Genomic DNA, 13163 nt, shown 5'->3' with positions numbered 1-13163 from the left:
TTCTTACTTTTGGTTGTAAACAGCTCAAGTCATGCGAATCATCATAGAAACGAAAGAACGTCATCGCAATTTGTTTTTAGAAATGGCCAAGGCCGTCAAAGCAAAAGTCAAAATAGAAGATGATGACCACGACCGACCACCTACCAAAGAGGAATTTTTGGATAGCCTCGAACGGTCTTTCCACCAAGCGGAACTTCACGCTCAGGGGAAGATTAAGTTAAAAACAGCTAGAGAACTTTTCGATGAGCTTTAAAATTGTAGCCGTTCAAGACTTTGAAAAAGAGCTTAAGCGCTTATCTAAAAAATATCATTCTTTAAAGTACGATTATTTATCTCTGATAGAAACACTGGAAGAAAACCCTCTTCAAGGCACTTCTATTGGTAAAGATTGCTATAAGATTCGTATGCCTATTCGCTCCAAAAACAAAGGTAAAAGCGCAGGAGCACGAGTTATCACGTACGTTAAAATCATAGACGAAACTGTTTATTTATTAAGTATTTACGATAAAAGTGAACAAACTACCATTTCAGAAAAAGAAATCATTATTCGACTTAACTCAATCAACAAACCCCAATGACTAGGTTTTTTATCCCTCTCTTGTGCTGCTTACTCGGCGCACTTTCACCGCTTATTGCCCAGCCCCCCGCGGCAAATTACCACGCCAATTCTCGTTTTGAGCAAATGGGAACTGCCCTGCCAACTCCCAACACTTACCGCACCGCATCAGGAGCACCAGGCAAAGAGTATTGGCAAAATCGCGTTGATTATGACATCAAAGCGGAAATTGACGACGAAAAACAACACCTGACAGGCTCAGAAATAGTAACGTATTTCAACAACTCACCCGACGAACTACGGTATTTGTGGATTCAGCTTGACCAAAATCTTTTTGCTAAAAACTCAATGGCCAATCAGACGCGGACGAGTTCTATCAACGAAAAAGGAATGCCTGCTACGTCGATGACGCGTTCGATGATTGACAAAGATTATGGTCATAAAATTACGGCAGTGAAAGACCCTAAGACGGGTCAGGCCCTCCGTTATCGTATCAATGAAACCATGATGCGCATCGACTTGAATGCTCCTATCCGCTCAGGACAATCGGTCAGTTTTCAGATTGATTGGAATTTCAACATCACCGATTTCCGTTTTGCCCAAGGCGCTCGCGGTGGAGCCGAGTTTTTTGCCAAAGACGGTAACTTCATCTACGAAATCGCGCAGTGGTTCCCGCGCGCTTGTGTGTATGACGACGTAAACGGCTGGCAAAACAAGCAGTTTTTGGGTCAAGGTGAGTTTACATTGCCATTCGGAAATTATAAAGTAGCTATCACCGTTCCTAACGACCACATTGTAGGGGCAAGTGGTGAACTTCAAAACGCTTCGCAAATCCTTTCGTCGGAACAAATGAAACGCTTAGAAAAAGCCCGCGCCACGTTCGACAAGCCCGTTTTGATTGTAAACCAAGACGAAGCGACTAAAAACGAAGCCAATAAACCAAACGGTAAAAAAACGTGGGTGTTCAAAGCGGACAACGTTCGTGATTTTGCGTTCGCTAGTAGCCGTAAGTTTATTTGGGATGCGATGAACGTAGAACTAAACGGCAAAAAAGTGCTTGCGATGTCGTTTTATCCTAAAGAAGCTAATCCACTTTGGGGGCAATATTCGACCATGTTGGTGGCACACACCGTTAAAATGTACTCGAAATTTACCTTTGATTATCCATACCCCGTCGCTCAGTCAGTACACGGCCCAGTAGGTGGGATGGAATATCCGATGATTTCGTTCAACGGAGCGCGCCCCGATGCTGACGGAACCTATTCGGAAGGTATCAAAAACTTTTTGATTCAGGTGGTTATTCACGAAGTAGGGCACAACTGGTTCCCAATGATTGTGAACTCGGATGAGCGCCAATGGTCATGGATGGACGAAGGTTTGAACTCGTTTATGGAATATTTGACGACCAAAGAGTGGGATCGTAACTTGGGTGGAGACGTGGCCGAACCGCAAAATATCACCGAATACATGCGTACCGAGCAAAGCAAGCAGGTACCTATCATGTCGAGTTCGGATAACATTATGGGCTTTGGCCCCAATGCCTATACCAAACCAGCTACGGGCTTGAACATCTTGCGTGAGACGGTGATGGGACGTGAATTGTTCGACTATGCGTTTAAAGAATACGCTAACCGTTGGAAGTTTAAGCACCCAACTCCCGCTGACTTCTTCCGCACGATGGAAGATGCTTCGGGTGTAGATTTGGACTGGTTCTGGAAAGGTTGGTTCTACGGCACCGAACCCGTTGACCAAGATTTGGTCGAAGTGGAATGGTTTGCCTTAGACACGCAAAACCCAGACATCACGAAAGCAAACGCTAAAAAAGAAGCTGAAGACAAACGCAACACGGTAGCTCGTCAGCGTGATAAAGACTTTATAAAAGAGTCGGTGGTAGAGAAAAACCCTGACATGAAGGATTTCTACAACTCGTATGATCCTTATAAAGTAACGGATGCTGACAAGAAGAAATACGAAACCTACTTGGCAAGTTTGACTCCAGAAGAGCGTAAATTGGTTGAATCAGGCATGAACTTCTATACGTTGAAGGTGAAGAACAAAGGTGGTTTACCGATGCCCGTAATTGTGAAAATGCAATTTGAAGACGGCACGGATTCGGTAGCACGCTTCCCAGCGGAAATCTGGCGTTTGAACGACCAACAAGTGTCGAAAGTCGTAACGACGAAGAAAAAAGTGGTTCAGTGGACATTGGATCCATTCCGTGAGATTGCGGACATCGACGAAGAGAGCAACAGCTTCCCACGTCAGCCGACGCAACCAACGCGTTTTCAATTGTTCAAAGGTGGAGGTTTCCAACGCGGAGGTACCAATCCAATGCGCGAAGCCCAACAAGCCCAACCGCCCAAAGCAGGTCAGCAAGGCGGTGCTAAAAATGAGTAGTTTTTTTTACCCATCAATACATACATAAACGAATGTCACAAAGAGTAAACCTCTCCACTGGAGCCCCTTGGGAAGCAATTATTGGCTATTCCCGCGCTGTCCGAATCGGCAATATTATAGAAGTCACGGGCACCGTAGCTGCCGACGAAAATGGCCCCGTAGCCGTCGGAGACGCCTATGGCCAAACAAAATTTATCATTGAGAAAATTGAGAAAGTGCTCGTTCAAGCAGGAGCTTCACTCAAAGACGTGGTTCGCACGCGTCTTTTTGTGACTGATATTGCTCAGTGGGAAACCTACGGACGGGCGCACGGAGAGTTTTTTGGGGAGATTCGTCCTTGTACAACGATGGTAGAAATCAGCAAACTCATCGCTCCTGAATACCTCATTGAAATTGAAGTAACGGCTATCCTTCAAGAAGCTTAAATACCAACTTCCCGAAAGCTTCAAGCTTTCGGGAAGTTTTTTTTATTAAATATACTGATTTCCAAGCGCTTTCGCATCTGCTACAAAATCCCGCACGCGCTGTTCTTCGTCGATTTTACAAATCATAAGTACCCCGTCGTTTTCAGCGACAATGTACCCTTCCAACCCCTGCACCACCACTAGCTTATCTTTCGGGGTTTTAATGATGCAATTTTTGGTATCGTAAAGCATCAGTTTACCATCTGCCGCGTTTCGTTCTTCGTCCTTGGTCGAAATATCGTACATCGACTTCCAAGTTCCCAAATCAGACCAACCCAAATCGCTCAAAACAACAAATACATTTTCTGCTTTTTCCATGATACCAAAGTCAATGGAAATATTTTTGCAAAGCATGTACGCCTTTTCAATAAAACCTTTTTCGGTGTCGGTATAATAGTCGCTTTTTCCTTCGGCAAATACCTCTGCTACCTCGGGCAAGTGCGCTTCAAATGCCTTGATAATCGAACGCACCCCCCAAATAAAAATCCCCGCATTCCACACAAAATCACCACTTTCTAAAAACTTAACGGCGATTTCATGTTGAGGTTTTTCGGTAAATGTTTTTACTTTTTTCACCAAACCCTCCGAAGGCAAATACTGAATGTAGCCATAGCCTGTGTCGGGGCGCGTTGGCTGAATACCCAGCGTAATGAGCACCTCACTCTGAGAAGCCACGTCGAGGGCTAATCTGACTTTTTCTTTGAATACTTCTTCTTTCAGGATAATATGATCAGCGGGAGCGACAACCACCGTTGCTTGCGGGTCTTTGGCTGCGATTTTGTAACACGCATACGCAATGCACGGCGCAGTATTACGGCGGTTGGGTTCAAGCAGAATTTGGTCATCACTCAAAAACGGCAACTGTGTTTTGACCAATTGATAATATTCTGTACTCGTAACGATGTAGATATTTTCATCAGGACAAACGCCCTCAAAACGGCTTGCTGTTTGCTGAAGTAATGTTTTTCCCGTTCCTAATACATCATGAAACTGTTTTGGATTATTGTTGCGGCTAAAAGGCCAGAAGCGTGTTCCGACACCTCCTGCCATGATGATGACGTATGTATGTTGATTCATTAATCTAAAGTCAAAATGAGATGAATAGGTGTAATTGAAGGCGTTAGGGCGTTACTTCCCCGCATTCTTCCAGTAATTTTCTATACGCAAAGCTACGTTTTCTCGGATGCTCTGCCAAAAAAGATTCATATCAGCACTGTGCCAAACCTTGGTGCGTAGCAAAAACCGCCCTTTGACGTAAGGCTTGTGTATCCACAAAAGCCCTTGATGAACTTGGGCATCGGCCAGTTGAGGATAGAACGAGAACCGTAACCCAACGCCTCCTTTATTGAGGTTTTTAGGGGCATAAGTTTCGTCTAGTCGCCAAGTCAACGGATTGGTACAAACGGCCGTCGAAAAATGGTACATTTGGTATTTTTCGGGGAAATAGTCGCGTAAATACGTATGCCAAGACGCAAAACCACCTACTTCTTCGGCAGAACGCGCAGGTTTAATAAATTCAAACTCGTTGGGCTGTGCAGGTGGCCCTGCAATGTCGCCTACGAGATAGGCAAAAACGAGTTTTTGTTGGAGCGGTTTTCCGTCAAAAAACTCTTTGAGCAGACGTTTTGCGTGCAACGTTCCTTGGCTGTGCGAAGCAATGACAATAGGACGTCCATCTTGGTATTGTGCTAAATAATATTCAAACGCTTTTTTAACGTCTGCGTAGGCCAAATCAAGCGCTTGTTGTCTATCTTCTTGGTTTGGCGTAACAAAAGCGTAGTAATGTGCTTGCCGATACCTCGGTGCATACACCCGACATGAGCCATTAAAAATTGACGCCTGATTCAAAATCGTTGACTCATCCACCTTCTTATTTAGGGCCGCATCGTTGATATCTGCATTCCATTCAAAAACTCCTTCTGCGGGTTTCTGCGTATAAATAGTGGGGTGAATAAAGAAGACATCCGCTTTTGCTTCAGCTTGTCCATCGGTTAATCTGGGCGATTTTAGGGGCAAATTGTCGGCGGCATCTTTTTGGGTAGGCAATGCTGCCCAGCTCGTTGTGAGCGAATAATCTGGCGCCATCGGAACCGTTCCAACACCGTATGAATTTCGCAAAATTACCTGCGCTTCTACGGTCGGATATATCTCAATTATTCCCACAATTGTCCAAAATAAGCATTTTTTCAAAAAGTCCATTTTGTATTTTTCAAATAATTATGCGTGCATAACAGTTTTATAATATGAATATACATGGTATAAATTGTAAATTATCTTTAAAAGAGCGAATATTACGCAGTAAAATTATCACAAGAGCAATCTAAAACCAATTAAAAACCTATGAGTAAATCACTACGTAATGCCGTGTTTTATTTAACGGCATGGTTAGTCAGTGCAGGCGCGTTACTGGCACAAACCAAATTATCGGGAAATATCACCGATGCAACTACACGTGAGGGCTTAGTGGGAGTAAGTATTCAGGTAAAAGGAAAAGTAATTGGTACCATCACCGACTCCAAAGGCAATTTTTCTCTTACAACCAGCACTCCTACACCATTTGCTTTGGTTGTGTCCTCAGTAGGATACGAAACCCAAGAAATACAAGTTACTGGCGACCGCTCCGACATCAAAGTTTCGCTCAAAGAGCAAGTAATGTTAGGCCAAGAAGTGGTCGTATCGGCCTCACGGGTGGAAGAAAGTGTTCTACAATCGCCCGTGACAGTTGAGAAAATGGACATCAGAGGGATTCGGGAAACGCCCTCTGCTAATTTTTATGATGCTATTCGAAACCTAAAAGGAGTGGAGGTAAGCACGCAATCTTTGATGTTTACTTCAATTAACACACGGGGCTTTACTGGCAATGGAAACAGCCGTGTCGTCCAGCTCATTGACGGTATTGACAACCAAGCTCCAGGATTAAACTTCTCAGTTGGTAACATTGTTGGGATTTCAGAACTCGACTTGGAAAGCGTTGAACTACTTCCAGGAGCAGCATCGGCTTTATATGGCCCTAATGCTATCAATGGCTTACTGTTAATGAATAGCAAAAGCCCTTTCCTCTACCAAGGTGCAAGTGCGTCGGCTAAGATGGGAATTATGAGTGCTGACAATCGCTCTACCAAAACTACCCCTTTTTATGATGTTGCATTTCGGTACGCAAAAGCATTCAATAATAAGTTTGCCTTCAAGTTAAATGTGGGCTACATAACTGCCCAAGATTGGCAAGTAAGCGATTACCGTGACCAAAGTTTCCGAGGAACTACGCCACTAAACGGTAGCCGCTCTAACCCTGGATTTGATGGTGTGAACATATACGGTGATGAAAACTCAAGCGGTGCTGGTTTAGCAAGTTTACGCCCTACTTTTACCCAACTCCTTGGCGTGCCACTTGCACAGTTGAATGCCATAAGTGCTCCATTAGCACAACTTGTAGGCGGAATTAATCAATTTTCTGCGGCTACAAAAATTCCTGCCTCTCAGCTCATCAACGACATTTTATTACCCAACGTTGCCGTGTCTAGGACAGGTTACAACGAGTTTGATTTGGTAGATTATCGAACCCAAAGTCTTAAACTAAATGCAGCGCTTCATTATAGAATCAACGATAGAGTTGAAGCGATTATTCAGGCAAACTGGGGCTCTGGCTCGACCGTTTATACCTCTTCTGACCGTTATCAGCTCAAAAACTTTACCATGGGGTTGTACAAAGCAGAGCTTAGAGGCTCAAACTTCTTCGTTCGTGGCTATGTAACTGCCGAAAACTCTGGAGATACGTACGCGGCTGGGTTACTAGGGACTTACATCAATGAAGCTTGGAAACCTAGTGTTCCACCTGCATCGGCAGGATTGGCTGGTTTGGCCCAAGGGTGGTATCCCCAATACGCTTTGACGTATGCTGGCGGTGCTTTCCAAGCGTTTGTTCCTGCTTTCCAAGCTGCCTTGCAAGCGGGACAAGCCCCACAGGCTGCGTATGCAACGGCCCTCGGAGTCGTAAACTCTAATGCTGGTGCTTTCCACAATGCCGCAAGAGGAGTGGCAGACCAAGGACGCGTACTTCCTGGAGACCCACGATTTGCTCAAATCGCCGACCAAGTAAAAGCGAACCCTATTCCTAATGGCGCTTTGTTTGTAGATAAAACGCGGCTCTACCACGCTGAAGCAATGTACAACTTCAACAAAGTGATAGACCCTAAAGTATTAGAAATTATCGTCGGTGGTAATTTTAGACAGTATGCCCTCAACTCAAACGGAACGCTATTCTTAAAAAAATCAGATGGCAGTGAGTACAGCATCAGCGAATTTGGTGGATATGCCCAAATGAGCAAGAACATCAATGATGTATTGAAGCTAACGGGTTCTGTTCGTTACGACAAAAACGAAAACTTCGCAGGCCAATGGAGTCCTCGATTCTCGGCAGTTTATACAGTAAACAAAAACCACAACATTCGTGCTTCTTATCAAACAGGGTTTAGAATTCCGACCAACCAAAATCAGTACATTAACCTAAATACCCCTGTGTCGCTCTTGATTGGTGGCTTACCAGCTCTTTGGGATAAATATAAACTCCGCGAAGGAGGGGGCTCTATCAACATAGTAACCGGGCAAGCTTGGAATTTCCCAGAGTTTAAGCCAGAACGTGCAATAAGCTTTGAGTTGGGCTACAAATCAATGATTGCCAAAAAGTTGCTGGTTGACGCCTATTACTATAACACCACGATGAAAAACTACAAAAGCGGTGTCTTACTTCGTAATGCGGCCATTCCACAGATTATTTCTATGTCAACAAATTACACTAGTGATATTAAAACACAAGGATTTGGCATCGGCATCGACTATATTCTACCTAAAAACTTCACGGTGGGAGGTAATATTTCTAACAACACGCTCAATGCTGGTGGCGTAAAAATGTTTGATGGCAAGAAAAATCTTAATACTTTAAGTGATGGTTTCCAACTCGATTTTAACACGCCAAAATATCGTTACAATCTAAATTTTGGTAATCGTAACTTTAGAAATTCTGGCTGGGGCTTCAACATCGTCTGGAGACATCAATCTGAGTTTGACTGGTCAGACCTCATTCAACCTACTTTGGCTCGATTGCCTCAAAATAGTAATCAACTTACTATCCCTGCCTTCGGAACGCTTGATGCCCAAGTGAGCAAAAAACTCTCAAGTATCAAGTCCATCCTAAAAATTGGAGGCTCAAATATTCTTGGAAAACAATATACAACAGGATGGGGTAACCCTACTGTAGGCTCAATGTACTACGTTTCATTAACATTCGACGAGCTACTTAACAAGTAATATTCTCTCTAACAAACAAAAAACGGCTTCGGGGTAACTCGAAGCCGTTTTTTGTTTTATACCAATAAATCTCTATTTCCCATTCAGTTTATTCACTAACCAGCCCGTCATCCGTTCGTTTTGTTCAGGGTAGGTCCAATGTCCTGTTTCAAGTGCTAAAAACAACTCTTTGGAAGCCGAAATAACGTTGTAAGAGGCGTACATCGAGGTTGGCGGGCAGGTTTCATCGTTGAATCCCCACGAGTAATACCCTGGCACTTTGACCCTCCGTGCAAAATTCACTACATCATAATAGCCAATCGTCGCAATTTTGTCGGGTTTATTGCCAAACAAAATGGTGTTTTTATCAAAATAATGCGGCCATCCTCCCGCACGTCCTTTCAAGTATCCAGTCACATCTGATAACGCTGGATAAAATGCCCCTAACCACTTCACTCGACTGTCTAAACCTGCCGTTACAATCGACAACGCTCCGCCTTGGCTTCCGCCCGTTACGGCCAAATTCGAGCCATCGTATTGTGGCAAACTCGTCAAAAAATCATTGGCACGCACGCAGCCTAAATAGACCTTTTTATAATAAAAACGGTCGCGGTCGTCCATGTTATACGCCCAGTAACCATTAAAAGCCCCTGCTCCTAAATCGGTGTAAACGGTGGGTTCCATCGTCACTGGAATGCCGTGAATGCCAATTTGCAACGTAATGATTCCTTTTTCGGCATTGGCAATATCTCCGCCGTACGGGCGCACACCCGCGCCTGGTACGTGAAGCAATGCGGGATATTTTCCTTCTTTTTTGGGAACGCACAAAATCCCATAAAGGCGCGCGCCCATTCGGAAATTTTGAATATTTACGTGATAAACGTTTACTTTTTCCGTGCAGCGTTCGGGTAAAAGCGTCATTTTCGCGTCTAAAGGAATTTTGGCCAAATCTGCTTTTGCGTTAGTCCAAAATGTATCAAAATCCGAGGGATTATCCACCGTCGGCTGAATACTCAGTGGGTCAAAGCCCGCCGTCGCTAGCCCTTTGTATTCTTTACCTTCTATTTCCGCAAATGCGATACAGCGCAGAAAACCAGCCGTTTTCATCGTGCCAGCATCTACCGTCAGCGAGCCTGTTGGGAGTGAAAGGGTTTCTTTTTTTGTCGGCTCCATTTTTTCGGGGCCAACTTCGTAGCGAATACGGGCATTTTTCACCAAATTTCCATTTTGGAGGACAGAAATGGTAAATTTTACATTTTCACCCGTTTTGTACGTCCAGTCGAAGTGATCAGGAGCCACTATCACTTTATAAAATCGTTCGGCGGGTTGGCCTAACGCCACCCAGCTCATAAAAAGGTAAAAGGATACAAAAATGGTCTTTTTCATGCGGAAAAAACTAAGTTTACAAATAAATTGAGATATAAAAAGAACGTTTTTATAAAAGAAAGTCTGCCTCTTTTTCTATGCACATTTTGTACTTTTGTTCCCTACAAGACCTAATCTAGCGTTTCTCTTGACCTCTGACCCACTCAAAGTCGTCGTTTTACCCGATGCTGGCCCTGAAAACCCCTTTCAGTACGAGCTAGTTCGTTATTTGCGAGAAAAAGGGTTTGACGTGGTTATTGGAGGAAAATATACCATTGGAAGTACACTAAGGGCTATTTTCGCACATCGCCCCCCAGTAATTTACTACGATTGGGTACATAGTTTTATTCTTGGTAAATCTCGCTTGTGGACGTACTTAAAATCGTCCGTTTTTGTCGCCGAAATCTTGGCCGCACGCTACCTTTTCAAGGTTCGTTTTGTTCATACACTGCACAACCTACAAAACCACGCAGGACTGTGGCTTCGTTGGGAACGCCGTATCTATGGGTTTTTTCTCAGAAAATGCCACCAAATCAGGGTGTATTCGGAAGAAACTCGCCAAGCTGCCATTGAGCGTTTTTCGCTCCAACCCGAACGCGTAAAGGTGATTCAGGATTTGCCGTATCATTTTTATTACCCCAATACCCTTTCTAAAAATGAATGTCGAAAACGTCTGAATCTTGACGACGATAATTTTGTATATTTATTTTTTGGTGAAATCAAACCTTATAAAGGTGTTAGCAACTTAATCGACGCTTTTGCTGAAATTTCTCGCCCCAACGACCGTTTGTTGATTGCGGGCAAAAGTTACGACGCCACTTTTTTTGCACCTATTGAGAAGGCCACCCAAGCCAACTCCTCTATACATCTCCACCACCGTTTCATTCAAGACGACGAAGTCCAAGTATTTTTCAACGCCGCCGACGTGGTGGTGTTGCCATTTGTTCGCATCGACCATTCTGGTTCGATCGACTTGGCGCTCTCGTTTCGTAAACCCATCGTTACGCTAAAAACCGATGCTACCACTCGGTTGTTAACGCACCAATCCATACTTCTGTTTGAAACACCCTCCCAACTCCCCACTTGTCTAAAAATCGCACCCGAGTTACCCCTCGAAACGATTGGCGACAAAAACTTTGCCATTGCTGATTCAACCAATTACCGCGACCTTACCTTACTTGTGACCCTATGAAAGAAAAATTAAAAACCCTGCTTCGGCAAAACCTCGTTTATCAGCTCAATCAGCTACGATTACAGTGGCGGAGTATTCCCTATCGGCTTGGGGATGAGGTGGAATGCCCTATTTGTCAGAGCCATTATCGGGCTTTTATGCCTTTTCGGTATCGCACCAATGCCTATTGCCCCAATTGTAAATCACTTGAGCGACACCGTTATATTTTTTTAGCCCTGCGCGATCGCCTTGGTTTTTTCTCAGCTCCCCGCAAAAAAGTGCTGCACTTTGCACCAGACATCTGCCTGATTCCCAGAATCAAAGCGTCCCCGTACATCGACTACGTCACGGCCGACTACATGACGTCTTTTACGAGTAGCATTACCGTAAAACCCGACTATATAATGTCGATTGATGACATTAAATTTGACAATGATACGTTCAACGTAGTAATTGCGATCGGAATTTTAGTGATGGTCCCTGACGATACCAAAGCCATGCGTGAAGTACTGCGCGTACTTAAACCCGATGGATACGCCGTTTTTCATGATCCCATCAACAAGGATTTTCCAATCTCGTTTTCGGATGCTCGATTGACCAAAGAAGAAAAACAAAAATTGTATCACGGCCATGACCAACGCTGGTATTACGGCGCTGATTATGCTGATCGCTTGCGCGCCCAAGGGTTTAGCGTAGAGGATGATACTTTTGTCCAAACCATTGATTACAAACGCTATGGCATCTCGCCCACAGAACGGGTATATATAGCTCGAAAAACCGCATGAAAATCGTATTTTGTACCAATGCTTTTGAAAATGTAACGAATGGCCCCGTCCGATTTGCGAATAGTATTCTCGAAATCAACGAGTGCTTTCCCGAACATGAGCTACGGATTTTGACCGAAGATGTGTCTGACGAGCGGCTTGCATCGCTTCGCTATGTTCACAAAGTTCCCGTCAAAATTCCTCGTTTGTTAAAGCCGCTTGGGCAAATTTTACGATGGTTTATCTATTATCGCCACGTCAAAGCATTGGAGAAGTCATTTGATTTTGACGTACTGGTTTATATCAATTCCTTCAATGGAACTTGGGCGAGCTTGGTCTCCGACAAACCTACCGTGGGTATGATCAATGACGAAAAAAACATGCTCGCTCACTGGGGAAACTTTGAATGGAAATCGCTGTGGTTCAAACGATTTGTGTTTCAGCAATTTGAGCGTTTGTCGGCCAAAAAGCATCAACTCGTGATTGCCAATTCGGAGTTTTTGCAAGACCGTATTCGCAAAACCTACCAATTGCCCGCCTCGAAAGTAACGAAGCTCTATAAAACCATTCCGCTCGATGGTATTGAGTTCAACCCCCAACGCGCTTTTGGAAATCCTATCAAGGTGCTGTTTGTGAAAGCCGATTATTTGGTAGGACAATTGCCTTTGGTGGCGGCGGCGCTCAAGAAGCTCCCACAGTATTCTTTTTTGTTGACCGTTATTGGCCCCGAACCTTGGTTTACCAGCCACGTCCGTTCGTTTTTTGAGAATATTTCCAACGTCCAGCTCGACTATCAAGGGGCGCAACCTCAGGCACGCGTGTATGAAGCGCTGCGTAGCCACGATATTTTTTGCGTACCGTCCTATACCGAAGCATTTGGTGTTGCCAATATCGAAGCCCTTGCCCACGGAATTTCGGTCGTAAGTTCACGCGTTGGGGGTATTCCAGAGGTGGTTGACAATGGCAACAACGGTTGGTTGATTGAATCAGGCAATGTAGAAAGTCTGGCTGTTGCCTTGGTTGAATGCATCGAAAATCCTCAGTTGCGGCTAAAAAAAGCCGAAAATGGACGGAAATTCATCCAAAAGTTTTCCAAAGACGAAATGTTGCGCAACTTTGTACAAATGCTTGAGTCGGTAGTCAACGCACACTGATTGGCGCCG

11 protein-coding genes are annotated in these 13163 nt (G+C 44.3%); 8 read left to right on the top strand and 3 right to left on the bottom strand.

Translation table 11 applies throughout. The features are described 5' to 3' along the window. Nucleotides 1–31: 31 nt before the first annotated feature. Genes K339_RS0103855 through K339_RS0103840 form a run of 4 tightly spaced genes read left to right on the top strand, consistent with a single transcriptional unit; the run spans nt 32 to nt 3378 of the window. Nucleotides 32–253 (top strand): hypothetical protein, encoded by a 222-nt coding sequence (locus K339_RS0103855; protein ID WP_028522437.1) that lies wholly within the window; start codon nt 32–34, stop codon nt 251–253. Continuing rightward, a complete protein-coding gene (locus K339_RS0103850) occupies nt 243–578 on the top strand; it encodes a type II toxin-antitoxin system RelE/ParE family toxin (RefSeq protein WP_028522436.1) in 336 nt (111 codons plus the stop codon). The genes K339_RS0103855 and K339_RS0103850 overlap by 11 nt, the downstream gene beginning before the upstream one ends. Further along, complete coding sequence (locus K339_RS0103845) at nt 575–2953, top strand: M1 family metallopeptidase (RefSeq protein ID WP_028522435.1); 2379 nt, start codon at nt 575–577, stop codon at nt 2951–2953. Before K339_RS0103850 ends, K339_RS0103845 begins: the two co-directional genes overlap by 4 nt. Before the next feature lie 32 nt (nt 2954–2985). Further along, the gene (locus K339_RS0103840) at nt 2986–3378 is read left to right on the top strand and encodes a RidA family protein (RefSeq protein ID WP_028522434.1); all 393 of its coding nucleotides are present in this window, start codon (nt 2986–2988) and stop codon (nt 3376–3378) included. Between the two features lie 45 nt (nt 3379–3423). On the opposite strand, the gene K339_RS0103835 is transcribed toward K339_RS0103840, so the two are convergent. Next, a complete protein-coding gene (locus K339_RS0103835; RefSeq protein WP_028522433.1) occupies nt 3424–4494 on the bottom strand; it encodes a mannose-1-phosphate guanylyltransferase in 1071 nt (356 codons plus the stop codon). A gap of 51 nt (nt 4495–4545) precedes the next feature. Next, on the bottom strand, nt 4546–5616 hold the full coding sequence (locus tag K339_RS32480) for a DUF3089 domain-containing protein (RefSeq protein WP_051397787.1): 1071 nt from the start codon (nt 5614–5616) through the stop codon (nt 4546–4548). A 141-nt stretch (nt 5617–5757) separates the two neighbouring features. Here K339_RS32480 and K339_RS0103825 point away from each other — a divergent pair, with 141 nt between their 5' ends. Further along, a complete protein-coding gene (locus K339_RS0103825; protein WP_028522432.1) occupies nt 5758–8721 on the top strand; it encodes a TonB-dependent receptor in 2964 nt (987 codons plus the stop codon). 72 nt (nt 8722–8793) lie between these two features. Here K339_RS0103825 and K339_RS0103820 read toward each other — a convergent pair whose 3' ends face one another. Then, entirely contained in the window at nt 8794–10086 is a 1293-nt protein-coding gene (locus tag K339_RS0103820) for an acetylxylan esterase (RefSeq protein WP_028522431.1), read from the bottom strand. A 127-nt stretch (nt 10087–10213) separates the two neighbouring features. Between K339_RS0103820 and K339_RS0103815 the strand changes: the two genes are divergently transcribed. Genes K339_RS0103815 through K339_RS0103805 form a run of 3 tightly spaced genes read left to right on the top strand, consistent with a single transcriptional unit; the run spans nt 10214 to nt 13154 of the window. Then, nucleotides 10214–11257, top strand: coding sequence for a glycosyltransferase (locus K339_RS0103815; protein WP_028522430.1), 1044 nt, complete (start codon nt 10214–10216; stop codon nt 11255–11257). Beyond that, nucleotides 11254–12021, top strand: coding sequence for a class I SAM-dependent methyltransferase (locus K339_RS0103810; protein ID WP_028522429.1), 768 nt, complete (start codon nt 11254–11256; stop codon nt 12019–12021). The genes K339_RS0103815 and K339_RS0103810 overlap by 4 nt, the downstream gene beginning before the upstream one ends. Next, complete coding sequence (locus K339_RS0103805; protein ID WP_028522428.1) at nt 12018–13154, top strand: glycosyltransferase family 4 protein; 1137 nt, start codon at nt 12018–12020, stop codon at nt 13152–13154. The genes K339_RS0103810 and K339_RS0103805 overlap by 4 nt, the downstream gene beginning before the upstream one ends. The last annotated feature ends 9 nt before the right edge of the window (nt 13155–13163 follow it).

Origin of the sequence: Runella limosa DSM 17973, assembly GCF_000482465.1 — a bacterium.
GTDB lineage: Bacteria > Bacteroidota > Bacteroidia > Cytophagales > Spirosomataceae > Runella > Runella limosa.
Note: the sequence above shows the minus strand (reverse complement) of the source record. Positions and strands in the feature narration are given on the sequence as shown.